Source organism: Actinomadura formosensis, assembly GCF_050948385.1.
Taxonomy (GTDB): domain Bacteria; phylum Actinomycetota; class Actinomycetes; order Streptosporangiales; family Streptosporangiaceae; genus Spirillospora; species Spirillospora formosensis.
This window is the reverse complement of sequence record NZ_CP192011.1, coordinates 6,751,656-6,774,617: the sequence shown is the minus strand read 5'-3', so window position 1 is coordinate 6,774,617 and position 22,962 is coordinate 6,751,656. Positions and strand designations below refer to the sequence as shown.

The following is a 22,962-nucleotide window of genomic DNA, read 5'->3' as shown; positions in this document are numbered from 1 at the left end:
ACTCGGTCCGTCAGCCCAATCGTTGCCTGGCCGGGGGCCATGGCTGTGGGCCTGCGAAGTCCTCGCTCAGCATGACTTCCTCCTCGTACCAGCCGGTTTCCGAGAGCCACGCCTGGAGCCAGTCGGCGAGGCTGTCGGCGTCCTCGAACCAGGCGGCGCTCCAGTCGTCTTCCACGGCGTTGGGTTCGAAGAGCAGGACGGGTGCTCGGGCGTCGGTGCAGTCGACTGCCGCGTACATGGCACAGCCCCAGTCGAGGATGGGAAGGACACCGGTCGGCCACCGGCCGGGAGCATGCTCCGCCAGGTAGGCGCTGACCGCGGTGCGGCCGTCGGTTCCGGCCAGGGGCAGGAGCCGGTAGTCGGGGCCGAACCCGCCGTTGCCGACCTCCTGATAGAGCCGTGACAGCAGCGGAGGCAGCGCGAAACCGAGCGCCGCCTCGGCTTGTTCGATCTGTTCCGCGGTGGCGTGTGGGAGCGCGCCACCGGACTCCCGGAGTGCTCGCTCGGCGACCCGCCTCAGCAACTCGTCGTGGTCCGTCACGCGCCCGATGATGGCATCCGCCCCTGACAGGAGAGCCGCCCGTCCGCGCCTGCGGGTGCTTGATCTGCTCGGCGGCCCCAGGGGCGCCAGTGATGAAAAGAGGGCGAAACCCTGGGGGTTCCGCCCTGAGCGTGTCGTGGGTTAGGCGCCCACGGTCGTGAGTGCCCGCTGGTACTCCTCGAGCGCCCGCTGAATGCTCTCGCCGACTGCGAGCATGTCGAAGCGGTAGTGCTCCGCCAGCACGCTGCCCTGTGCCAGCAGGTCGCGGAACTCCTGGTTGTCGAGCAGTTCGAAGATGCTGGCCACTTCTCCCTTGAGGATGAAGAAACCGGCCTCGACCTCGGAGTCACCACTGCCGAGCATGAAGGGCTCGAAGTAGGTGAGCTTCCCGTCCGTGACGAGACGGTTGTAGTAGTCGGCGGACTTCCGGAAGAGCTCGAGGGACTCCTTCTCGCGCCCCTGCCTCGGTGCGCCCCACCTGATCAGGATTCCGGTCTCCATGAACTTCCCCCCGTACTGGCGTTGGAATGACCGTCTGTGCAGGTCGCCCCGCGGCGGTCCTTTCCTCCACCAGACACATCGCGGGTCCCGGCCATCAAGGGACGAAGGTCCTCGCCCCACAGCCTCACTCCGCGCCGCCGTCCACCGGTGACAGTGTCGCGGACGTGCGGGTGGCGCACGCGCCAGTGGGGCCTCCGCACGGGGCAAGTGCGGTGTCCGCAGCCGTTGCGGCGCTTGCGGGAGATCACTGTGTCCCGGAGTGGCCGTGTCAGCCGAGCGGCCATCACTCCTTCGTTTGAATACTTTTTGTTTCCGATCAATTACTTAAAGTGGTCAAAGGTTGGTTGGGAGGAGTTTTATGCACACTCGAACATCCTGGGCAGCCGCTAAGGGGCACCGGCTGCCCATACGGCCCGTCCCCCTGCTGCGGCGAGGACGGGCATGCCACCGCCCTTGCCGGTGGGGCGGGTGCGGCGAACGCCGTCGGATGGGTGCTGATGGGGACCACGGCGCCTTCGCTGACCCGGCCTGCCGGACGAACTGGTAGGTCTCGATGCGGGATGGGCGGCGGGCGCGCGCCGGGTCCTCGCAGGTCAGTCGCAGTACCTGGCCGGCTCCCGCGCCGTCGAGGAATGGGACGGGACCTCCCCCCGGGTCAGTGGGGCGAGGTAGGTGACCCGCGCCGCCGAGGTCGGCTCGGCGACCCCAAACGGTCAATCGAACTCCCCAGCCTCGCCGTGCTGATCCTGGACGACCGGGCGATGTGCGACCTCGAAGCCGCTCAGGCCGAAGAGCCGTATGAGCTGGTGGGCCGCCGCTCCGCTCATCCCGAGGACATCCCCGGTGACCCCGATCGGTGGACATATGCAGGTGGATACCTGCATAATCGTCAACGTGAGCCTCGAAGCGAGAGGGATGGACTCGGTCTTCAAAGCGCTGGCCGATCCCACCCGGCGACTCCTGCTCGACCGCCTGCGCGAGCACAACGGCCAGACGCTGCGCGAGTTGTGCGAACGCCTGGACATGGCGCGCCAGTCGGCGACCCAGCATCTCGACGTTCTTGAGCGGGCCGGCCTCGTGACCGTCGTACGGCGGGGACGGGAACGGCTTCACTACCTCAACCCGGCGCCGATCCACGAGATCGAGGAGCGCTGGATCTCGGAGTTCGACAAGCCCCGCCTGCAAGCGATCAGTGCCATCAAGAACCAGGCAGAGGAGTACGCCATGACCAACGCACCCACCTCCGTGCCGACCTACGTGTACGTCACCTACATCCGCGCAAGCGCGGAGCAGGTGTGGCAGGCCCTGACGGAAGCGGACCTGACGGCGCGCTACTGGGGACATGCCAATGTCTCGGACTGGCAGCCGGGCTCGACCTGGGAGCACCGGCGCATCGACGGATCAGGCGCAGTCGACGTCGTCGGTCAAGTGCTCAAGGCCGAGCCCCCGACGCGCCTGGTCATCACCTTCGAGGACACCCCCGGCGCTGAACCGCCGAGAGAGCCGTCGGTCGTCACCTTCCTTGTCGAGCCGCACCACGACATCGTCCGCCTCACCGTCACCCACGAGAATCTCCCCGACCAGGCGATGTTCAACGGGATTTCGCACGGATGGCCGGCCGTGCTGGCGAACCTCAAGTCGCTGCTCGAAACCGGAGAAATTCTCCCCCAGGCGCCATGGGAAATGTCTCGCGCGCACGCCTGAGACGGATGTCGCCATAAACCTCTGTCGCGTTCACCCCGCGCACGACCCGGGAAAGAAGAAATGATGGATGCCAAGCCGCTGCGGGACGCCTACCGCGCGCTGTTGGACGCTGCCGCCACAGTGGCCGACTCCGGCGCCACGAGCCACGTCCCTCCGGCTGGTGAATGGAACGCCGACCAGATTCTGGCGCACGTTGCCATCATCAACGCCACAGCCATCGCCGCCGTTTCCACAATCGCCTCGGGAGGCAACACCACGTACGACAACCGCATGGCACTCGACACATGGACCATTGAACGCGTCATTGCGCTCGCCGGCGGTAACACGGGGCTCCGGAACCGCATCCGTGCCCAAGGAGACGCTCTGTGCGCACTCGGCGGACCGGCCCTGAGCGAGGCCGAACTCGGCACACCGGTGCCCACGCGGCTCCTGTCCAACGGCACAGTCCTGGTTGACCAGCCCGTTCCGCTGAGGGACCTCATCACCGGACTCGCAGAAGTGGAATTGCCCGGCCACGCGGCACAGCTCCTGGCCCTGCTGCCGAACGGCGCCGAGGCCGAAGCCACACCGTGATCTCCCGGCCTATCGCGACGGACAGCCCGTAAAGACCCAGACGTTGACCCGGCGCCCGGGACACAGCGCGGGCGGCAGGTGCCAATTCGGCACTCTTGAAACAGGCCCCAGCCGTCCAGCCCATCACCCGCCCCACCCGCGGCCCCACCGCCCACATCAGCCGGCGAGATTTGCGCAGAACATCGACCCCGAAACCCGCATCTCCACGGCCGAACTGTCGTTATCCCAACGACGTTCAGGACGAACACGCCCAACGTCTTTTCAAGGGCGTCCGCTGCGCGGTCACCGGGATGTGGTCGGTCCCCGGCTTCGGCCTCTTCGGCCGGCCCCGGGGACCGTCACCCGTTCCTGACCGCGCAGGCCGTTAGGGGAACGGGTGCCTTGTCACGGGTTGGTGCAGACGCCGGCCTTGAAACCAGGGTGCGGGTTGCCCTGCTGGCCGGGGATGCACTGCTTGCTGCCGGGACCGGGCTGGCCCGAGTCGGCGCGGTCGTACGGCCTGCGGACGATGCCGGTGAGCGTGGCGATCACGCGACCTCCCACAACGCCTCGGCTCCTGGCTCCGTTGTACGCGGACCGCTTTCGCCCAGGGCCCAGGTTGCCCGACGGCCGGTCATGAAACGCACTCCCCAGGCGGTCACCTCGGGGGAGCGGCTCCGGGGGCGGGCTCGGCGACCAGTTGGACAACGCCGCCCTGCTCGGCCGCCGGATGGGTGCTGACGGGAACCAGGGCGCCTTTGCTGATCGGGCCTGCCCGGGCGAACAGGTGGATCTCGGTGCGGGGCGGGCAGCGGACGTGCGCCGGGTCTAGCAGGCCACCAGCAGCACCCCGCCTGGCTCCCGCGCCGTCGAGGAACGGTGCGGGGCCTCTTCCGGGGGCTGGGGCCAGGTGATCTCTCCGGGTCAGGAGGTCAGGTGCTCCGCGAGGATCTTCAGGTGGGTGTCGCGGGCCTCGGCATGGCAGCGGCGTCCGGCCTCGGTGATCTCGACGAAGACGCCGCGGCGATCGTTCTCGCAGAGGCCGCGCTTGACGTAGCCGTGCTTCTCCAGGCGGGCGACCGTGCGGGACAGGGCGCTCTGGCTGAGGTACATCGCGGCGGCGATCTCCTGCATGCGGTGCTTCTCACAGTCGAGGTCGACAAGGCGGTCGAGCGTCTCGTACTCGCTCATGCTCAGGCCATGGGCGTCCTGCAGGGCGCGGTCCAGGGCGCACGCCACCGTGTTGTAGCAGGTCGCCAGCCCGCGCCATCGCGCGACCAGAGCAGCCTTCGCCTCCATGCCGCGGATCGTACCATGCGCACGCATCAGATGCACTCACATTAAATTCCTAAGAAATTAGTGCGTAGACATTTGATGCATATGCATGTACTGTCCTCCGACGTGACTATGACCGACACCTCACCTGCCTCCACCGTCCGTGTGCGGGGCGCCGAAGGCGCGCTGCCCGAACAGACCTGGACTCCCCGGCTGTGGGGGGTCCTCGCGGTCCTGTGCGCCGTGCTGTTCCTCGACGCCCTCGACGTCTCGATGGTGGGCGTCGCGCTGCCGTCGATCGGCGCTGAACTCGGCCTTTCCACCACATCACTGCAGTGGATCGTGAACGGCTACGTCCTCGGCTACGGCGGGCTGCTTCTTCTCGGCGGACGTACCGCCGACCTGCTCGGCCGCCGCCGGGTCTTTCTCGCCGCGCTGGCCGTGTTCGCGGTCGCGTCCCTGGTGGGCGGACTGATGAACGACGGTGCGATGCTGATCGTCACCCGTTTCGTCAAGGGACTGGCCGCCGCGTTCACCGCTCCCACCGCCCTGTCCATCCTGACCACGACCTTCCAGGAGGGGCCCGCGCGCAACCGGGCGCTGTCGGTGTTCTCCGTCTTCGGCGCCAGCGGCTACTCGTCCGGGCTGATCCTGGGCGGGCTGCTGACCGGCTTCGGATGGCGCTGGACGTTCCTGACGCCCGTCCCGCTCGCGGTCATCGCCCTGGTCGCGGGTGTCGCACTGATCCCTCGGGACAAGCCGGCGGCCGGTGGCGGCCATGACATCGTCGGCGCCGTGACGCTCACCGGCGGCATGCTGCTCGCGGTCTACACCGTGGTCTCGGCACCCGACCGCGGCTGGCTGGCCCCCATAACACTTGGCTCCGTCGTGCTCGCGGCCGCCCTGCTGACCGGCTTCTTCGTCGCGGAGAACAAGGTGCGGCACCCGCTGATCCGGCTCGGCATCCTGCGGATCGGCTCCATTGTCCGCGCCAACCTGAGCATTATCGCGCTGTTCGGCTCGTACCTCAGTTTCCAGTTCATGATGACGCTCTACCTGCAGGACGTCCTGCACTGGTCGCCGCTGGAGATGGCCATGGGGCTGCTTCCCGCCGGACTGCTCGTCGCCTTCGGATCCCCCTTCGTCGGACGCCTGATCGACCGATACGGGACGCCCCGCCTGATCACCAGCTCCATGACGTCCCTCACCCTCGGCTACGGCTGGTTCCTGGCCACGGCCGGGAACGCCCCGCACTACGTGGTCACGATCCTGCCGACGATGCTCTTGCTGGGCGGCGGGTTCGCGTTCGGGTTCAGCTCGATCATGGCGCAGGCCACCGACGGAATCGACGACTCCGAGCAGGGACTGGCCTCCGGCCTCGTCCAGACCTCGGGACAGGTCGGCGCCGCCCTCGTCCTGGCCGTGGTCACCGCGCTCGTCGCGGGTGGAACGACCGCCGGCGGCGGCTTCGCGGAGTTCCACCCGGGCGTCAACTTGGTCAGTGCCGTTGCCGTGGTGGGTCTGGCACTCAACCTGATCCCGCTCCTGCACCGCCGCCCGAAGCAAAGCTGACCTCCTTCCACTACGCGGGGGCTGCCTCCCAGAGGCGGCCCCCGCCTCAGCTGCACCACCCGCCGCCGGGGTTACTTGGGGCGTTTCCAGAAGGGGCGGCGGGGTGGGGACTCTCCGGTGAAGTCGGCCAGAACCTCCAGGGTGCGGGTCCATTGGTCGTTGATGGTGGCCCGGTCCGAGGTGGGCTGGAGTCGGCGTAGATCGTCGCGGAGGGCGGCCAGGGGAGCGACGTCCAGGAACTGCGCCTCCATGCGCTGGACGATCGACTCCAGGATCGGGAGGAGTTCGCCCAGCAGATGGTGGAGCCGCTGGTCGTCGGGGACCTGGCGAAGGCGGTTGAGGACGTTCGCCAGTTCCTGCTGGAACCCGGTGAGGGCGGGAGCGCGGCGGGACCGTCGCGAGGCGGGGTCCCTGCCGGTGGATCTGCCGAAGGGCCTACCGGAGACTCCGGCGCCGGCCGGTGGCGCGCCGTAGGGGGCGGCGCTCTTTGGCGGCGGGCCTGCGGGGGCGGGCATGCCACCGATGGGCATGCCGCCGGTGACCGTTGGGGGTGCGAAGGGTTCCGGGGCGGCCGCGAATGCGGCGGGTACGGCTCTCGGGACCGCCGTGGGCGGCGTCCAGCCGCGGGGGGATTCGACCGGCTGGACGACCTGGTGCGGGGTGCCGCCCTCGGCGACCACCCGGCTGTCCACGGCCACGAACGCGGTGAAGCGGCACAGGACGCCGAAGCGGAGAGAGGTTTCGATGATGCGCTGTTCCAGGTCGTCGGGGCCGCCGACCGTGTAGCGGTCTTCGAGGTCGCGCAGATGGGCGCGGGCCCAGATGGACGTGGCGGCGGGATCCTTGGAGACGATGCCGGTGGCGTGCTGTTCCCATGGCGTCCCGCTGGACGCGGTGCCGCGGACGGCGATCGTGCCGGACGGGTCACCGTGGAACCGCCCCGCGATCGTCAGGGGCACGCCGGGGAACAGGGCGCCCAGCCGGGCCGGGGCCATGGTGCCGGGGACGATCTCCAGCCCGTCGGCGTGCAGGGACAGGTCGGTCGCGAGCGGGGCGGCGATCCGGTGGTGGATGTGCTCCATCGCCTCGTCGAGGCGATCCTCGGATTCGACCAGTTCGCAGCGGCCTTGGCCGATGGAGGCGAGGCGGTTCAGGAAGCCGGCGTTGACGGCCTGGTCGATGCCCACCGTGTGGACGCGGACACCGTGGAGCCGAGGTTCCAGGTGGGCGAGGAGATGGTCTTCGTTGCCGACCTGGCCGTCGGTGATGAGAACGAGCACGCGGTCACGCGCGGAGTCGGCGAGCAGCCGGCAGCCCTCATCGAGCGGGGCGAGCATCTCCGTGCCGCCGCGCGCGTTCAGCGCGGCAAGGTGCTCCACGGCGCGGAACCGGTTGCGGTCGGTGCCGTCGACCAGGCCGGTGCCGAGGTCGCGGGGGCGTTCGATGACGTTGTCGAAGGACAGGACGGCGAACCGGTCCTCGCCGCGGAGCGTGTCGACGATGCGGGCGGCTGCGCGGCGGGCCGCGACCATCTTCCAGCCGTGCATGCTGCCGGAACGGTCAAGGACGAGGACGACGTCGCGGGGGTTCGGCCTGGCCTCCCCGGACGGCAGGACGGTCAGGCTGAACGTTCCCTCTTCGCCCGACTCGTCCGGGATCAGGGACAGGGCCGCGCTCTCGCGCGGGGCGAAGTCCAGGCGGAGGATGAAGTCGCGGTCGAGTCGCTCACCCGGCTGCAGGCGCACGGTGGTGCGCTCGCCTTCGCCCTCTTCGCTCACCACGTGCAGGGCCGAGCGGATCTGGGTCAGTGGCAGCCCGGCGGGGTCGATGTCGACGGAGACGGCGAGGCGCACCGGGTTGGGGAAACCGGGCAGGAGGACGGGCGGGCTGATCCGGGACGCGTCCGGTACGGCGTCGGTGTCGTCGGCCACCCCGGGGCCGGCGCGTTCCCCGTCCAAGGGGCTGCCCGGGATGTAGCGGGGGGCGACCACGAGCGGGAAACGGAATGTCGCGCTGGAGGCCGACTCGTGCGGCAACGGCTGATTGAGCGCCAGCCTGATGGTCACTCGTTCGCCGGGCAGGATGTTGCCGACCCGCATGCTGAACACGTCCGGGCGGTCTTCCTCGGCGATCGCGGCGCGGCGGCCTTCGGCGATGGCGGCGTCGTAGTCCTGGCGCGCCTGTCCGCGCTCTTTCAGCGTGCCTTCGATGACGCGGTCTGCCGCCTCCATGCGCAACGCGGTGACGGCGGCGCGGTCGGGCAGAGGGAAGATGTAGGTGGCCTCAAGCGGCGTGTCGAACGGGTTGCGGAAGCCTTGGACGACCTCGATTCCGGCGGCGAGACCCGTGATGGACGCGTGGACGTCGACGGAGTCGAGCGGCAGGTTTCCCTTGTCGGTGGTGAGTGCGCCGAGCCCGCGGTCGGGTACCGGGGGCTCGGTCTCGGGTAGCGGCAGAATGCGCACGGTCACTGGAACCTCCGGGAGTGATCGGCGGACGGAGAGTCGGGGCTTTCGGCGAGGGTGAGAAGACCGCGCCGGTGCAGCTCGTCGAGCAGGGGACGTGCGGCGGTCTCGATGGCGGCGAGGTCGTCGCCGCTCAGGGTGGGGCCGTCGAGCAGAACGGTGAGGCCCGGAGCCAGCCGAACCCCTTGGAGCACCGAGGGGAGCGGCCGGCCGTAATCGCTGACGACGGCTGCCCGGCTGTAGGACACGTCGGGTCTGGTGCGCCAGAAGTCGGTCTGTTCGTGGCCTCCTTCGCCGTCTGCCGAACCGGTCGGTGCTCTGGTGGGTTCTGCCGTGCGAGCGCTGCCGGCTGCGGGGCGCGGGGGAGCCGCTCGCCCGGCATTCCCGGCGGCGGATTCTTCCGGTTCTTCCGGCGACCGTGGTGCGGTGGTTCCCCGCGTTCGGCTCGGCTCGGGTCGGCCGCTTTCAAAGGGCGCCGGGTGCGCGGAGGCCGTTGGCGCGGTGGCGCCGCCGGCGGGGAGGCCGGCTATCCGGGCGAGGGTTTCGTCGGGGGCGGCGGCGAGTTCCATCTGGATCTCCGCGATCGAGTGGCCCGCGGCCTGGCGGCGTTTCACCGCGACGAGCTGGAGAAGGTGGCGCGGCCCGTACAGGGCGTTGCGGCCACGGCGGCCGAGGGGCGGGTCGACCAGGCCGATGGTGGTGTACCAGCGGATCAGCCGCTCGTTGGGGAGATCGCGCACCCGCCCGCTGACCTGTGCGGCTCCGTCCGCCGTGAGGGCGGTGGCGGCGCGTGCCGCCAGCTCGCCGATCGTCCAGGTCTCGTCCATGGCTCGATGATGACACTGTCACGATGACAGTGTCAAGTTCGAACGAAGATCGACTCTGGAGATCCTCGGCGGCTCCGTGCCGGCGGCGGACCTCGATCACCCGGCGGACGGCCTTGCGGTGCGAGTGGGCGACCTCATGCGCCATTACGGCAGAGCCGTTATTCATGTCGCCGTTCAGGTCGCGGCAACGAGGCATCGAACGGCTGTTCCCGCGATGGTGAAAATGGTCCTCTCGTGGCGAGAGGAGAAATATGTTCCACTCACGCTACGTCTCTACTTGATCGCTCATTGTGATGTCTTCCTGGTCGCATCAGGCATCTGATACTTACAGTATCTCGGTCAAATCAAACAAAGCTCCTAAATGGGACATTTGCCTAGAGCTTGCTGGATAGCGCTAGTAATGGTGGCCGGCGTTGGATTTGGATCTTCTGAATTGGTCTGTAAAGAGCGACCAGAGCCTTTAGGTTTTTCCGGTATGAACGACCGACTCCTGGTCGAGGCGCTGCGCGAGCGCGCTCTCGGCGCCCCGGCCGCGGTGTACGACGCCCATGCCCGCGGGCTCTACGCGTACTGCTGGTTCCGGTTGCGGTGCCGTGACGCGGCGCAGGTCGCCTTACGCGACACCTTCATCGTGGCCGAGGCGCACGTCGGTAGGCTGCGCGACCCCGACCGTTTCAGGACATGGCTCTACGCCATTGCGCGGCTGGAGTGCACACGGCGTCAGTCGCCTCGCACCAAGACACCGGACGTGCCGGTCGCCCACCACGACCAGGAGGACGTAGAGCGGCGCATAACGGCATGGCAGGCGGTTTCGGCGTTACGTCCGATCTCGCGGGAGATTCTGGATCTGAGGGTCAGGCGCCGGCTGTCGGTTCCCGACCTGGCGGCCGTGCTCGGCATGTCGCTGCAGGAAGCCCAAGAGGCTCTGGACCTCGCGCACCGCGAACTCGCCGAGACCTTAACGGCGGAGATACTCGCGCAGCAGGGGCCCTATGGTTGCCCCGAGCGTGCGCTGCTGCTGAGGGAACGGCGTGGTGAGCTCACTCACGACCTCAGCGGGCGGCTGACGGAGCATGCGAGATCGTGTTCGGTCTGTGGACCTTTCCGACTCCGGTCTGTGTCGGCCCAGAAGGTGTACGGGCTGCTACCAGAAGTGCATCCGCCGGCGGATCTGCGGCTACGCGTGATGAGTTGCTTCCTGGATCCCGAACTGGTCGGCTACAGGCTCTTCGCGGCCACCAGGGTCGCCGAGTTCACGCCCAAAGGTTTCCCCATTCAGTCCGTACGGTCCGGGCAGCAGGCGCGTCCAGGCCGATTCTCAGGGATCGGTCGCTTCCGCAGAGCCCCTTCCGCGAGCGTGGCAGGTCTCGGCGCTTCGGTCATCCGTGCCACGACGGTGCTGGCGGTGGTGGGGCTTCTGTCCGGGGGCGGGGTCGCCTCCATGTACGGGTTCGTGGGCACCGGCCGGAATCCCGCAGAAGGGGGTGCCGACGCACACCCCACGGCGGTTCCGGGCGTCTCGCAGATGCCGAAGTCCGGACGGCCGTCCGCAACTCATACGGATGGGCCGGGGACCCTTCAGTCCGCTCCTGTCTCCGCCACGTTCCCGCTCGGCGCGCGCGCCTCATCCGCCCCCCTGGCCGCTGTGCCCCTGCTGTCTCCAGACCCCGATTCCGGAACAGAGCCGATCGTGGCGGCCCCATGCGTCCTGACGGTTTCGCCGCTCTACCTGGACATGGCAGGAAGCTCGGACGGCTCCGTAGACCTGCGTGCGGGAGACGGAACAGTGGCCTGGCAGGCAAAGACTCGGGGCCCGATACGAGTTCAGCCGTCCTACGGACATCTTCAACCCGGCCAGAACGTGACCGTGCGCGTTCATGTCTCCCGGCAGGGGAACGCACGCGGGAGCGGCCTCATCACGTTCCGGCCTTGCGGACCCCAAGTGCAGGTGACCTGGCGGCAGAACGCGCCTGATCCGGAGCCGACGCCTACGCCGACGGGTTCCGCCCCAGCGAGTCCGACCACGACCCCCGGAACCCAACCCCCGGACACCACCCACCCCGCACCGTCGTCGGCTCCTGTGACATCACCGTCCTCAAGCACCGAGCCGGAGCCGACACCGTCCCCCACAGGGCGATCATCGGGGAGCACCTATTCCAGCCCGGCCCCGGCGACCACCGGATAACGGCGAGTGGCGGAGGCCGGCCGGATGAAGGCGAACCCCTATGGACGGCGAGAACCCTTCCGCACGACGTCCTGTGTGTGCGGAAGGGTTCCTCGCGAGACGTGTCGCATGGGCGATGGGGAGCGGATCAGCGCCGTCCGCGACTCCCTGCCCCGGCCTGGGCGCGGCCCACCGGCCGGTCGGCCGACCGGTCATGGGGACGGTGTCAGTGACCGCCCTGGTCGGCCGCGCGCTTGAGGGAACGCTCGATCTCCTGCTCGGCCTCGACACGCCCCACCCAGCTGGCGCCCTCGACCGACTTGCCGGGCTCCAGGTCTTTGTAGACCTCGAAGAAATGCTGGATCTCCAGCCGGTCGAACTCGGCGACGTGATGGATGTCGCGGAGGTGCTCCATGCGCGGGTCGGTGGCGGGGACGCACAGGACCTTGTCGTCACCACCGGCCTCGTCGGTCATCCGGAACATGCCCACCGCGCGGCAGCGGATGAGGCAGCCGGGGAAGGTCGGCTCCTGCAGCAGGACGAGCGCGTCCAGCGGGTCGCCGTCCTCCCCTAGGGTGTCCTCGATGAATCCGTAGTCGGCCGGGTACTGCGTCGCGGTGAACAGCATGCGGTCGAGGCGGATGCGTCCGGTCTCGTGGTCCACCTCGTACTTGTTCCGCTGGCCCTTCGGGATCTCAATGGTGACGTCGAAATCCAAGATGTCCTCCGCTCCCTGCGCGCGCGCAGTGAATAGTCTTTCGGGAGCCCGTGGGCGAGGCCGGCCCCACAGGACGAGTATTCCCTCGTATAAGGATGTCGCACGTTGGTGAGTGCTGAGTGGGAGAGGGGCGGTCACGTGCCTGGACGGGCCCGAACCCTCGTGATCCTGTCGCTGTCCCTCCTTAACGTTTTCACCGCCGCCGCGGGGCTGGCAGTGGTGAAACTCACACCTGCCCGGCATCTGTCCCCGCAGCCGCCGAGCGTGGCGGCGCGCGACCTCGTGCGCGCCCCCGCCACGTCGACCGTGGTCCCCGCCGCCGATGCCGGATCGGGCCGCCCGCCGAACCCGTCCGTCCTGGCGGGACGGCTCTCGGCGCTGATCGGCGGCCCGAAGGCGAAGATCAACGCAGTGGTGATCGACGCGGAGACGCGGCGGCCCCTCTACGAGCTGCGCGCCGACCGGCCCGCCACCCCGGCCTCGACGACGAAACTGGCGACGTCGGTGGCGGCGCTGGCCTCGGTCGGCCCCGCGCACCGGATCACCACCCAGGTCGTGCGCGGTACCGGAGGCGGAATCGTACTGATCGGAGGCGGGGATCCTACCCTGACGGCACTTCCGTCGCGTCCAGGGGCCGGCCGGCCGCCTTATGCGTCGCTATTGGATCTGGCCCATCAGACGGCTGCGGCGCTGAAGGCATCGGGGGTGCGCCAGGTACGTGTGGACTACGACGTGTCCGCGTACCAGGGGCCTCGCACGGCCGCCGGGTGGAAACCCAATTACCTGCCGGACGGCGAGGTCGCCCCTGTTACCGCCCTAGCCGTCGATGAGGGGCGCGTCTCACCGTTGGACCCGACCAGGAAGGCGCGGATTGCCGATCCACCCGCCTCTGCGGCGAGGCAGTTCGCGCGTTTGTTGTCCAGGGACGGAGTGAGCGCGAGGCCAGGACGGATGACTGTCGCGCCGAAGGAGGCGGCTCGGCTCGGTGCCGTCCAATCGCCGCCCATGTCCGCGCTGGTGGAGCATTTGCTGACTGATAGTGACAACGACGTTGCCGAGGCGGTGGCCCGCCAGGTCGCCATCAAGCTGGGGCGTCCGGCGACGTTCGCGGACGCGGCGCAAGCCGTCCGGCAGGTTCTCGCCAGGCTCGGTGTTGCGGAAGGCGTGTCGGTCAACGACGGCAGTGGGTTGTCGCCGCGCAACCGGATCTCGCCGCTCGCGCTTGCCCGCATCGTCTCGCTCGCGGCCGGTGAGAAACATCCGAAGCTGCGTTCGGCCATCACCGGGCTGCCCGTCGCCGGGTTCTCCGGGACGTTGAGGCCGCCGCGCTACACCGTCGCGGCCAGTCAGGCGGGTGCGGGGATGGTTCGTGCCAAGACCGGCACTCTGGCGGGTGTCAGCACGCTGGCCGGGCTCGCGTACGACGCGGATGGACGGCTGCTGGCGTTCGCGTTCATGGCGGGGGATGGGAAGGGACCGGTGGATCCGGGGAAGCTCGACCAACTCGCAGCGGCCGTCGCCGGGTGCGGCTGCGGCTGATTTTCGGTTATCCCCAGAATCTCGTTCTACTGCGGTGGGGCGGCGGGGATGGCGAGGGTGGAGGGGTACGGTCCGCCCCCGGGTGGGCGGGGCCTGTTTTTTTTGGCGCCTGGCTTCGGCGGGACGTGTATGGGCCGGTGGCGGGTGTGGGCGGGGCTGTACGGGAGATAACCAGAACGGTCGTTCGTTGAACGACCTAGTAGGGGCGCCTCGGCGCCGCGTCCGAAACGTACGGTGGAGTACATGAGCGCCTCAATGATCGACTGGAACGTGGCCGTTCAGGCCGGAACCCGGCTCGTCCGGCCGGGACCGCAGGTCAGCTATGACGAGGCCCGCGAGGTCGTGAAGGAGCTGCGCGAGCTGTCGAAGGTCGCCCACGGGCACGTGCGCGACTTCACCGGCATGGCGTCGGAACTCGATCCCGACCCGGCGACGGTTGTGGACAGGCCCGGCTGGATCCGTGCCAACGTGGACGGCTTCCGCGTGGTGCTGGAGCCGCTCATGGAGCAGATGTCCGAGCGGCGGAGCCCCGGCCCCTTCGGCGGTGCGGGCGACGTGGTCATCCAGGCGGTCGGTTCCCGCGTGACGGGGATGCAGGTGGGCGCGATCCTCGCCTACATGGCAAGCCGTGTCCTCGGGCAGTACGAGCTGTTCTTGCCGCCGGACCCGTCGGGGCGTGCTTCGACCGGGCGGCTGACCTTGGTGGCGCCCAACATTGTCCATGTCGAGCATGAGCTCAGTGTGGAGACGCGTGACTTCCGTCTCTGGGTGTGCCTGCACGAGGAGACGCATCGCGCCCAGTTCACCGGCGTCCCTTGGCTGCGTGAATACGTCCAGGACCAGATGACCAAGTTCCTGCTCGCGTCGGACCTCGACCCCGGTGCGATGCTGGACCGCCTCCGGGACGCGGCCGAGGCGGTGGCGGACGCGGTGCGCGGCGGCGACTCCAATCTCATCGACGCGATCCAGAGCCCGGAACAGCGCGAGATCCTCGACCGGTTGACCGCGGTGATGACGCTGGTGGAGGGCCACGGCGACTACGTCATGGACGCGGTCGGCCCGGACGTCGTCCCGTCCGTGCAACAGATCAGGGCCCGGTTCCAGGGGCGGCGTGAAGGCGGCTCCAAGCTCGACAAGACGATCCGGCGCCTGCTCGGCATCGACCTCAAGATGAAGCAGTACGCGGAGGGATCGCGGTTCGTCCGCCGGGTCGTCGCCGAAGCGGGCATGAGCGGCTTCAACCAGATTTGGCAGTCGCCGGAGACGCTCCCCACGCACGACGAGATCAAGGAGCCGGTGCGCTGGATGAGCCGGGTCCTCGGCCCCAGGGCCATCGACGCGCCGCCCAAGGCCAACGAAGCCTGAGCCGGGCTAGGGCGGATGCGCGGCCCCGCAAGGTGGTAGACGTGTGCCATGGGGCCTGATCCGGCGGTGGCGGCGGTACGTCTCGCGGTGCGGCGCGTACTCGCCGGTCTGCCGCGGGGCGCGATGGTGCTCGCCGCGTGCAGCGGAGGCGCCGACTCCCTGGCGCTCGCCGGGGCGCTCACCTTCGAGGCGCCCAGGGCGGGCCGTCCCGCCGGTGGCATCACGATCGACCACGGTCTCCAGGACGGTTCGGCCGAGCGCGCCGACGCCGTGGTCCGCACCATGGCGGGCCTTGGCCTGGACCCATCGGGATCGATCGCGGTCACCGTCGATGGGCCGGGAGGCCCGGAGAACGCCGCCCGCGAAGCGCGCTATGCGGCTCTCAGCGAAGCGGCGGGCAGGCTGAAGGCCGCAGCCGTCCTCCTCGGCCATACCCAGGACGACCAGGCCGAGACCGTCCTGCTGGGGTTGGCGCGTGGTTCCGGCGCCCGCTCGCTGGCCGGTATGCCGCCCGAGTTCAGGCGGCAGAACGTCCTCTATCTGAGACCCCTTCTGGGCCTCGACCGCGCCACCACACGCCGGGCCTGTACGGCGATGGGGCTGGACCCCTGGGACGACCCCCACAACGTCGACCACGCCTATGCGCGTGTGCGCGTACGGCACGAAGCCCTCCCGGTCCTGGAGAAGACCCTGGGCCCGGGTGTGGCCGAGGCATTGGCCCGTACGGCCAGGATGCTCCGTGACGATGCCGACGCCCTTGACGACCTCGCCGCTCGCGCTTACACCGATCTGGAGGCTCCGGAAGACGGCTACAGCGTCGCCATCGGGCTGGAGGGGCTCGAAGACCTGCCCAGAGCCGTCCGGACCAGGGTCGTGAGGATGGCCGCGGTGAAGGCCGGCAGCCCACCGGGTACGCTCGCGGCGGTTCATGTCGATGCGGTGGACCGGCTGGTCACGGCCTGGCACGGCCAGCGGCACGTGGATCTGCCCGGGGGGCTACGAGCCGTCCGGCGGTCCGGGAAGCTGCTGTTCGGCCCGGCGTGACCTCGCGACGTGTGCGCGTCGTCACGCGACGCGTCCGTCGTGCGCGGCGCGGATACGGCGCGTGCGACGGTGTCCATCCCACGTCCGTCCCACCGGGCGGGCGGGGGCTGAGCGAACAAGGGTGGGATTGTGGACGAGAAGGACCTGGGCGCCGAGCTGGCGAAGGTGCTGATCCCCGAGGATGATCTGCAGGCCAAGGTGCGGGAGCTCGCCGGGCAGGTCGACGCCGACTACGCGGGCAAGGACCTGCTGCTCGTCGGGGTCCTCAAGGGCGCCGTCATGATCATGGCGGATCTGGCGCGGGCACTGCACACGCCCGCCTCGATGGACTGGATGGCGGTGTCCTCGTACGGCTCGGGCACGAAGTCGTCCGGCGTCGTGCGCATCCTCAAGGACCTCGACACCGACATCCTCGACCGGCACGTCCTGATCGTGGAGGACATCGTCGACTCGGGCCTGACCCTGTCGTGGCTGGTGAGCAACCTGCGTTCGCGTGGCCCCGCCTCACTGGAGATCTGCGCGCTGCTGCGCAAGCCGGAGGCGGTCAAGGCCGACCTCGACGTGAAGTACATCGGGTTCGACATCCCCAGCGAGTTCGTCATCGGGTACGGGCTCGACTACGCGGAGAAGTACCGGAACCTGCCGTTCGTGGGGACGCTCGCCCCGCACGTGCATGGCGGTGACGGGGCCTGACCGTCCGGCCGGGCCCGTCCGGCGGCCGGGTCCGGCCGTCCTGCACCGGCCTGAACCCGGAGGGAGCCGTGCTGGTCACAGCCTTGCAAAGTGCTTCAGGGAACAAGAGACCGTGACGAATCGTTGCAAAGGTCGTTGACAGGTATATGGAAGGGATGCGGGAGGACGCGTCGGCTGCGTCGCCCGCGCCTGCGGTGTACCGTCGGTGTCCCGGACCCTGGGTTCGGGGGAGCCGTATGAGGGAAGCCGCCACGGCGGGTCCGACGTCCCGGACGACGGGCCTTTCGTTGGACGCATCGTTGGTCGCAGTGGCGTTCGTCCCCCCGGACGGGCGGGGATCGCACACAGACGTTGGTCAGGAGGGACGGGCCCCGTAAGGGGTGACCGGATAAATGGACGTGAAGCGCTACTTTCGCGGGCCGCTGCTGTGGATCCTGCTGGTCGGCATTGTGGTCGCCCTCTTCATGTGGGGCGTCAACCCCGGCCAATCGTTCAAGAACGTGGACACCTCCAAGGTGGTCCAGGAGATCAACGCGGGGCAGGTGAAGTCCGCCAAGATCATCGACAAGGACCAGCGGATCGAGGTCACCCTCAAGAACGGTGACCAGCAGCAGGCGTCCTGGGTCGACGGCCAGGGGCTGCAACTGCAGCAGCAGTTGCAGAAGCAGGCCGACGCCGGCAACCTGCCCGGCGCTTACAACGTCGATGTCCCCAAGCAGAGCTTCTTCCTGAACCTGCTGTTCAGCCTGCTGCCCATCGTGGTCATCGTGCTGATCTTCCTGTTCATCATGAACCAGATGCAGGGCGGCGGCTCGCGGGTGATGAACTTCGGCAAGTCCAAGGCCAAGCTCATCACCAAGGACACCCCGAAGACCACCTTCGCCGACGTGGCCGGGGCCGACGAGGCCCTGGAGGAGCTGGAAGAGATCAAGGACTTCCTGCAGAATCCGGCGAAGTTCCAGTCGATCGGCGCCAAGATCCCCAAGGGCGTGCTGCTGTACGGCCCGCCCGGCACCGGTAAGACGCTGCTGGCGCGCGCCGTGGCCGGTGAGGCCGGCGTGCCCTTCTACTCGATCTCCGGTTCGGACTTCGTCGAGATGTTCGTCGGTGTCGGCGCGTCCCGGGTCCGTGACCTGTTCGAGCAGGCCAAGGCCAACGCCCCCTCGATCATCTTCATCGACGAGATCGACGCCGTCGGGCGGCACCGCGGCGCGGGCCTCGGCGGCGGCCACGACGAGCGCGAGCAGACCCTCAACCAGCTGCTGGTCGAGATGGACGGCTTCGACGTCAAGGGCGGCGTGATCCTGATCGCGGCGACGAACCGTCCCGACATCCTCGACCCGGCGCTGCTGCGTCCCGGACGGTTCGACCGGCAGGTCACCGTGGACCGCCCGGACCTGGAGGGCCGCAAGGGCATCCTGCGGGTGCACGGCCGCGGCAAGCCGTTCGCGCAGGACGTCGACCTGGACGTGATCGCCCGCCGTACCCCGGGCTTCACCGGCGCCGACCTGGCCAACGTCATCAACGAGGCGGCGCTGCTGACCGCGCGGTTCGACCGCAAGCTGATCGACATGGACACCCTTGAGGAGTCCATCGACCGCGTCATGGCCGGGCCGGAGCGCAAGACCCGGGTGATGTCGGAGAAGGAAAAGAAGATCATCGCCTACCACGAGGGCGGGCACGCGCTGGTGGCGCACGCGCTGCCGAACTCCGACCCGGTGCACAAGGTGACGATCCTTCCGCGTGGGCGGGCCCTGGGCTACACCATGACCCTCCCCATGGAGGACAAGTTCCTCACCACGCGTTCGGAGATGACCGACCAGCTCGCCATGCTGCTGGGCGGCCGTACCGCCGAGGAACTGGTCTTCCACGAGCCGACCACGGGTGCGGCCAACGACATCGAGAAGGCCAGCGCCATCGCCCGCAACATGGTGACCGAGTACGGCATGAGCGAGCGCCTGGGCGCGCGTAAGTTCGGCTCCGGCCAGGGTGAGGTCTTCCTGGGCCGCGACATGGGGCACGAGCGTGACTACTCGGAGGACATCGCGTCCGCCATCGACGACGAGGTCCGCCGCTACATCGAGGCCGCGCACGACACGGCGTGGGAGATCCTCATGGAGTACCGGGACGTCCTGGACGAGCTCGTCGTCAACCTGATGGAGAAGGAGACCCTGTCGAAGAACCAGGTGCTGGAGATCTTCGCGCCGATCCAGAAGCGGCCGCACCAGAACTCCTACACCGGCTACGGCAAGCGTCTCCCGTCCGACCGTCCGCCGGTGCTCACGCCCAAGGAGCTGGCCCTGCTCGGCCCGCAGGACGTCACCGACCTGACCAAGAACAACGGCCAGGGCGGCGGCGTCCCCTCCGACGCGGTCGACCCGGCCCAGGGCGAGAGCTGACCGTCTTGGCGATTCCGTACGACGAGGCGCCGATCGAGAATGACCCGCCGGGCGAGACCCTGCACGGCGGGCATTTCGATCACGCGCGCATCGAGAAGGCCGTGCGCGAGATCCTGATCGGCATCGGGGAGGACCCCGACCGTGACGGGCTGCGCGACACCCCCGCGCGGGTGGCGCGTGCGTACGCCGAGCAGTTCGCGGGCCTGCGGCAGGCGCCGGAGGACGCGCTCACCACGGTGTTCGACGCCGACCATGAAGAGATGGTCCTGGTGAGGGACATCGAGGTCTACTCCGTCTGTGAGCACCACCTGGTGCCCTTCCACGGTGTCGCCCACGTGGGTTACATCCCCAACAAGAAGGGGCAGATCACCGGGTTGTCGAAGCTGGCCCGGCTGGTGGACGTGTACGCGCGTCGCCCGCAGGTGCAGGAGCGGCTGACGAGCCAGGTCGCGGACGCGCTGATGAGCGTGCTGGAGCCGCGCGGGGCGATCGTGGTGATCGAGGCGGAGCATCTGTGCATGACGATGCGCGGTGTCCGCAAGCCGGGCGCGAAGACGGTGACGTCGGCGGTGCGCGGTGACTTCCGAGATCACGCCGAGACCCGGTCCGAGGCGATGAGCTTGATCCTCGGCCGTTAGTGACCGCCGGGCCGTTCCCGGAGACCCGAACCACCTGAACGGGCCTCAGCGTCGCGCTGAGGCCCGTTCTGCCGGTTCCGGCGGGTATGGGGCGGACGTGACGGAATGGTGGAGGCGTCGCGCCGACCGTGTGGCCGCAGCGCATAGGGTGGGGTGACATGACCAATGCCGTAGTCCCGGGGCTGCCCGCGCCAGGGCGGTGCCTCATCATGGGCGTGGTCAACGTGACCCCCGACTCCTTCTCGGATGGCGGAGCCTGGTTCGACCCTGAGAAGGCCGTCCGCCATGGGCTGGACCTCGTCGCGGAGGGCGCCGACATCGTGGACGTGGGTGGCGAGTCCACGCGCCCCGGTGCGCAGCGTGTGTCCGAGGACGAGGAACTGCGCCGCGTGATCCCCGTCATAGAGGCGCTCCGTTCCGAGAATGTTCCGGTCAGTGTCGACACCATGCGCGCCGAGGTCGCCGAGGCCGCCATCAGCGTGGGCGCCCGGTTGGTGAACGACGTCAGTGGCGGGTTGGCCGATCCGGACATGCCACGGGTGGTCGCGGCCGCGGGCGTCCCCTACGTGGTGATGCATTGGCGGGGCCACAGTCATGACATGCAGACCCGCGCCCTCTACACGGACGTCGTCCGCGAGGTGCGGGACGAACTGCTGCAGAGGGTCGATGCCGTGCTGCGCGAGGGCGTCGACCCGTCGATGATCGTGCTCGACCCCGGGCTGGGGTTCGCCAAGAGCCCGAAGGCGGGGCACAACTGGGCGCTCCTGGCGCGGCTCGACGCGCTGACCGAGACCGGATATCCGGTGCTGGTCGGTGCGTCCCGCAAGAGCTTCCTCACCAGGCTCCTAGCGGATGCCGACGGGACGCCCCGCGCGTTCGCCGAATGTGATGACGCCACCGTGGCCACCACGGCCCTGGCCGCCGCGGCCGGGGCATGGGGGGTACGGGTTCACCGCGTCCGCCCCAATGCGGACGCGGTGCGCGTGGCGGCCGCCGTCCATGCGGCCCGTCCACCAGATGACGAGATCTCGGAACCGGCCGCGGCGGACGGTCGCGCCGGACAGGGGGGACATCGCGTATGAGCCGTGCCGTGAACCGCGCCGACGTGGACGAGGTCCACGCCGAGTTCTATGCCGCGTTCGAGGCCGGCGACTTCGACCGGATGTCGGCCGTGTGGGCGGACGGTCCGTACGCCGACGGCGTCTCCTGCGTGCATCCGGGCTGGACGATGCTGCGGGGACGTGAGGAGGTGCTGCGTTCTTGGGCGCTCATCATGGCCAACACGACCTACATCCAGTTCGTGCTGACGGATATCGAGACAGATGTCTATGGCGACCACGCCGTGGTGACATGTAAGGAGAACGTCCTTACCGCCGATGAGGACACAGAGGCGGGCTTCCTCGCGGGAGGGAGCATCGTGGCGACGAACTTGTTCGTCCGGACCGGCGGGGAGTGGCGGCTCCTGCTCCACCACGGCTCCCCGGTCCTCAATGTCGTGGATGCAGAGGAAGAATGACTCTCGACCGCATCGAACTGCGCGGTCTCCGGGCGCGGGGACGGCACGGATGCCTGCCCGCCGAGCGTGAGCTGGGCCAGGAGTTCGTGGTGGACGCCGTGCTCGGCCTCGACACCCGTCCCGCCGCCGCCGCCGACGACCTCTCGCTCACCGTCGACTACGGGACGCTCGCCGGCCGTCTGGTCGCGGCCGTCGAGGGCGAGCCCGTCGACCTCATCGAAACGCTCGCCGACCGGCTGGCGACAATATGTCTGGAAGACGGGGCGGTAGCCGAGGTGGAGATCACCGTCCACAAGCCGAGCGCCCCCGTGCCGCACCCCTTCACGGACGTCGCCGTGAGGATCAGGAGGAGTCGCCCATGACAGCGTCCGACCGCATGCCCGACCGCACCGCCACCGGTGGGCACATGCTGGTCCAGCACCGTGTCGTGTTCTCGATCGGCAGCAATCTCGGGGACCGGCTGGACAACATCCAGGAGGCGGTCGACGCGCTGTTCGACGCGCCGGGGCTGAACTTCGTGGCGATCTCCCCGGTCTACGAGACCGCGCCCTTCGCGCCGCCTGGGGAGACCATCCCCGAACAGGGCGACTTCCTCAACGTCGTGCTGGTGGCCGACACGCGGCTGCCTCCGGAGAACCTGCTTGAACGCGTCCTGAACATTGAGAACTCCATGCGCCGGGAGCGCGTGGTCCGCTGGGGGCCCCGCACCCTGGACATCGACATCGTGACGTTCGGTGACTTCTCCTCCGACGACCCTGATCTGACGCTTCCCCATCCGCGCGCGCACGAACGTGCGTTCGTGCTCGTCCCGTGGGCCGACATCGAGCCGGACGTGCTTCTGCCCGGGCATGGCCGTGTGGGTGACCTGGCCCAGGCCAAACAGTCCGAGGGCGGCCCGTCGGCGGTGCGCCGGCGGGAGGATCTGGCCCTGCAGCAGCCTGCATGAAACCGTCCCGCCCGCTGTTCCTCGTCGCCCTGACCGTCGTCTTCGTGGTGGTCACCTGGGCGGTGTTGCATACGGCCTATGTGTCCTTGCCGCCGCTGCCATGGACGGCGGTACCGACGCTGTTGCTGCTCGCCTTGGGCGAGGCCTTCACCGGCTGGAACGTGCTGCGCCGTATCCGCCGCAAGCCCGACAAGAGGCACGCGCCGGACACCGGTCGTAAGGGGCCGAAGCCGCTGGAGCCGATGGCGGTGGCGCGCCTGGCCGCCCTGGGCAAGGCCAGCGCGCATTCCGCCGCCGTCATCGCGGGCGTGTTCGGAGGGTTCGCCGTCAACCTCGTGTCCCAGCTCGACAAGCCGACCCCCCGTCACGACTTCTTCGTCAGCGGCGGCACGTTCCTGGCCGCCGTCGTGCTGGTGGCGGCGGCGTTCTTCCTGGAGTACGCGTGCCGGGTCCCCAAGGGGCCCGACGATGAGGAACACGACCACCGGGCCTCCCGCGCCTAG

21 protein-coding genes are annotated in these 22,962 nt (G+C 69.0%); 14 read left to right on the top strand and 7 right to left on the bottom strand.

The features are described from left to right. Window positions 1-10: 10 nt before the first annotated feature. Together ACQP1N_RS31720 and ACQP1N_RS31715 are read right to left on the bottom strand one after the other, a co-directional pair. Entirely contained in the window at window positions 11-541 is a 531-nt protein-coding gene (locus ACQP1N_RS31720; RefSeq protein ID WP_433227913.1) for an SMI1/KNR4 family protein, read from the bottom strand. A gap of 141 nt (window positions 542-682) precedes the next feature. Next, a complete protein-coding gene (locus ACQP1N_RS31715) occupies window positions 683-1,042 on the bottom strand; it encodes a hypothetical protein (protein ID WP_067792527.1) in 360 nt (119 codons plus the stop codon). A gap of 894 nt (window positions 1,043-1,936) precedes the next feature. On the opposite strand from ACQP1N_RS31715, the gene ACQP1N_RS31710 reads away from it, so the two are divergent. Together ACQP1N_RS31710 and ACQP1N_RS31705 are read left to right on the top strand one after the other, a co-directional pair. Then, window positions 1,937-2,746 (top strand): ArsR/SmtB family transcription factor, encoded by an 810-nt coding sequence (locus tag ACQP1N_RS31710; protein ID WP_242608628.1) that lies wholly within the window; start codon window positions 1,937-1,939, stop codon window positions 2,744-2,746. Between the two features lie 60 nt (window positions 2,747-2,806). Next, a complete protein-coding gene (locus tag ACQP1N_RS31705) occupies window positions 2,807-3,319 on the top strand; it encodes a hypothetical protein (protein ID WP_433227911.1) in 513 nt (170 codons plus the stop codon). A 384-nt stretch (window positions 3,320-3,703) separates the two neighbouring features. On the opposite strand, the gene ACQP1N_RS31700 is transcribed toward ACQP1N_RS31705, so the two are convergent. Together ACQP1N_RS31700 and ACQP1N_RS31695 are read right to left on the bottom strand one after the other, a co-directional pair. Further along, the gene (locus ACQP1N_RS31700) at window positions 3,704-3,850 is read right to left on the bottom strand and encodes a hypothetical protein (RefSeq protein WP_433227910.1); all 147 of its coding nucleotides are present in this window, start codon (window positions 3,848-3,850) and stop codon (window positions 3,704-3,706) included. 372 nt (window positions 3,851-4,222) lie between these two features. Then, entirely contained in the window at window positions 4,223-4,597 is a 375-nt protein-coding gene (locus ACQP1N_RS31695; protein WP_067792511.1) for a MarR family winged helix-turn-helix transcriptional regulator, read from the bottom strand. 108 nt (window positions 4,598-4,705) lie between these two features. Between ACQP1N_RS31695 and ACQP1N_RS31690 the strand changes: the two genes are divergently transcribed. Further along, entirely contained in the window at window positions 4,706-6,145 is a 1,440-nt protein-coding gene (locus ACQP1N_RS31690) for an MFS transporter (protein WP_433232887.1), read from the top strand. A 71-nt stretch (window positions 6,146-6,216) separates the two neighbouring features. Here the strand turns inward: ACQP1N_RS31690 and ACQP1N_RS31685 are convergent, their stop codons facing one another. The 3 genes from ACQP1N_RS31685 to ACQP1N_RS31675 form a co-directional block, all read right to left on the bottom strand. Further along, on the bottom strand, window positions 6,217-8,616 hold the full coding sequence (locus ACQP1N_RS31685) for a VIT domain-containing protein (RefSeq protein WP_433227909.1): 2,400 nt from the start codon (window positions 8,614-8,616) through the stop codon (window positions 6,217-6,219). Continuing rightward, complete coding sequence (locus ACQP1N_RS31680; RefSeq protein WP_433227908.1) at window positions 8,613-9,437, bottom strand: MerR family transcriptional regulator; 825 nt, start codon at window positions 9,435-9,437, stop codon at window positions 8,613-8,615. The genes ACQP1N_RS31685 and ACQP1N_RS31680 overlap by 4 nt, the downstream gene beginning before the upstream one ends. A gap of 2,390 nt (window positions 9,438-11,827) precedes the next feature. Next, window positions 11,828-12,319: an inorganic diphosphatase gene (locus ACQP1N_RS31675; RefSeq protein WP_067792496.1), complete on the bottom strand. Its 492-nt coding sequence runs from the start codon at window positions 12,317-12,319 to the stop codon at window positions 11,828-11,830. A gap of 162 nt (window positions 12,320-12,481) precedes the next feature. Between ACQP1N_RS31675 and dacB the strand changes: the two genes are divergently transcribed. The 11 genes from dacB (at window position 12,482) to ACQP1N_RS31620 (ending at window position 22,962) form a co-directional block, all read left to right on the top strand. Continuing rightward, window positions 12,482-13,858 carry a D-alanyl-D-alanine carboxypeptidase/D-alanyl-D-alanine endopeptidase gene (gene dacB / locus ACQP1N_RS31670; RefSeq protein WP_242608627.1) on the top strand — a complete coding sequence of 459 codons (1,377 nt, stop codon included), beginning with the start codon at window positions 12,482-12,484 and terminating at the stop codon, window positions 13,856-13,858. A 255-nt stretch (window positions 13,859-14,113) separates the two neighbouring features. Beyond that, window positions 14,114-15,223, top strand: a complete 1,110-nt coding sequence (locus ACQP1N_RS31665; RefSeq protein ID WP_433232885.1) for a zinc-dependent metalloprotease — start codon at window positions 14,114-14,116, stop codon at window positions 15,221-15,223. 48 nt (window positions 15,224-15,271) lie between these two features. After that, window positions 15,272-16,267: a tRNA lysidine(34) synthetase TilS gene (tilS, locus tag ACQP1N_RS31660; protein ID WP_067792490.1), complete on the top strand. Its 996-nt coding sequence runs from the start codon at window positions 15,272-15,274 to the stop codon at window positions 16,265-16,267. 129 nt (window positions 16,268-16,396) lie between these two features. Continuing rightward, on the top strand, window positions 16,397-16,960 hold the full coding sequence (gene hpt, locus ACQP1N_RS31655) for a hypoxanthine phosphoribosyltransferase (protein WP_067792487.1): 564 nt from the start codon (window positions 16,397-16,399) through the stop codon (window positions 16,958-16,960). A gap of 392 nt (window positions 16,961-17,352) precedes the next feature. Then, window positions 17,353-19,359, top strand: a complete 2,007-nt coding sequence (gene ftsH / locus ACQP1N_RS31650) for an ATP-dependent zinc metalloprotease FtsH (RefSeq protein ID WP_067792484.1) — start codon at window positions 17,353-17,355, stop codon at window positions 19,357-19,359. A gap of 32 nt (window positions 19,360-19,391) precedes the next feature. After that, window positions 19,392-19,997 (top strand): GTP cyclohydrolase I FolE, encoded by a 606-nt coding sequence (folE, locus tag ACQP1N_RS31645; protein WP_067792703.1) that lies wholly within the window; start codon window positions 19,392-19,394, stop codon window positions 19,995-19,997. Between the two features lie 158 nt (window positions 19,998-20,155). After that, window positions 20,156-21,079, top strand: coding sequence for a dihydropteroate synthase (gene folP, locus ACQP1N_RS31640; protein WP_433227907.1), 924 nt, complete (start codon window positions 20,156-20,158; stop codon window positions 21,077-21,079). Continuing rightward, a complete protein-coding gene (locus tag ACQP1N_RS31635; RefSeq protein WP_067792481.1) occupies window positions 21,076-21,513 on the top strand; it encodes a nuclear transport factor 2 family protein in 438 nt (145 codons plus the stop codon). The genes folP and ACQP1N_RS31635 overlap by 4 nt, the downstream gene beginning before the upstream one ends. Beyond that, window positions 21,510-21,875 (top strand): dihydroneopterin aldolase, encoded by a 366-nt coding sequence (gene folB, locus ACQP1N_RS31630; RefSeq protein ID WP_067792478.1) that lies wholly within the window; start codon window positions 21,510-21,512, stop codon window positions 21,873-21,875. The genes ACQP1N_RS31635 and folB overlap by 4 nt, the downstream gene beginning before the upstream one ends. After that, entirely contained in the window at window positions 21,872-22,459 is a 588-nt protein-coding gene (folK, locus tag ACQP1N_RS31625; protein ID WP_067792475.1) for a 2-amino-4-hydroxy-6-hydroxymethyldihydropteridine diphosphokinase, read from the top strand. The genes folB and folK overlap by 4 nt, the downstream gene beginning before the upstream one ends. Beyond that, the gene (locus ACQP1N_RS31620) at window positions 22,456-22,962 is read left to right on the top strand and encodes a DUF3180 domain-containing protein (RefSeq protein ID WP_067792472.1); all 507 of its coding nucleotides are present in this window, start codon (window positions 22,456-22,458) and stop codon (window positions 22,960-22,962) included. Before folK ends, ACQP1N_RS31620 begins: the two co-directional genes overlap by 4 nt.

Excerpts from the sequence above, each read along its gene's own strand:
- ACQP1N_RS31695 (WP_067792511.1), bottom strand. The coding sequence starts at position 4,597 with ATGGAGGCGAAGGCTGCTCTGGTCGCGCGATGGCGCGGGCTGGCGACC.
- ACQP1N_RS31705 (WP_433227911.1), top strand. The coding sequence starts at position 2,807 with ATGATGGATGCCAAGCCGCTGCGGGACGCCTACCGCGCGCTGTTGGAC.
- folK (WP_067792475.1), top strand. The coding sequence starts at position 21,872 with ATGACAGCGTCCGACCGCATGCCCGACCGCACCGCCACCGGTGGGCAC.
- folB (WP_067792478.1), top strand. The coding sequence starts at position 21,510 with ATGACTCTCGACCGCATCGAACTGCGCGGTCTCCGGGCGCGGGGACGG.
- tilS (WP_067792490.1), top strand. The coding sequence starts at position 15,272 with ATGGGGCCTGATCCGGCGGTGGCGGCGGTACGTCTCGCGGTGCGGCGC.
- ACQP1N_RS31680 (WP_433227908.1), bottom strand. The coding sequence starts at position 9,437 with ATGGACGAGACCTGGACGATCGGCGAGCTGGCGGCACGCGCCGCCACC.
- ACQP1N_RS31715 (WP_067792527.1), bottom strand. The coding sequence starts at position 1,042 with ATGGAGACCGGAATCCTGATCAGGTGGGGCGCACCGAGGCAGGGGCGC.
- folP (WP_433227907.1), top strand. The coding sequence starts at position 20,156 with ATGACCAATGCCGTAGTCCCGGGGCTGCCCGCGCCAGGGCGGTGCCTC.
- ACQP1N_RS31635 (WP_067792481.1), top strand. The coding sequence starts at position 21,076 with ATGAGCCGTGCCGTGAACCGCGCCGACGTGGACGAGGTCCACGCCGAG.
- ACQP1N_RS31620 (WP_067792472.1), top strand. The coding sequence starts at position 22,456 with ATGAAACCGTCCCGCCCGCTGTTCCTCGTCGCCCTGACCGTCGTCTTC.
- ACQP1N_RS31690 (WP_433232887.1), top strand. The coding sequence starts at position 4,706 with ATGACCGACACCTCACCTGCCTCCACCGTCCGTGTGCGGGGCGCCGAA.
- ACQP1N_RS31665 (WP_433232885.1), top strand. The coding sequence starts at position 14,114 with ATGATCGACTGGAACGTGGCCGTTCAGGCCGGAACCCGGCTCGTCCGG.
- ftsH (WP_067792484.1), top strand. The coding sequence starts at position 17,353 with ATGGACGTGAAGCGCTACTTTCGCGGGCCGCTGCTGTGGATCCTGCTG.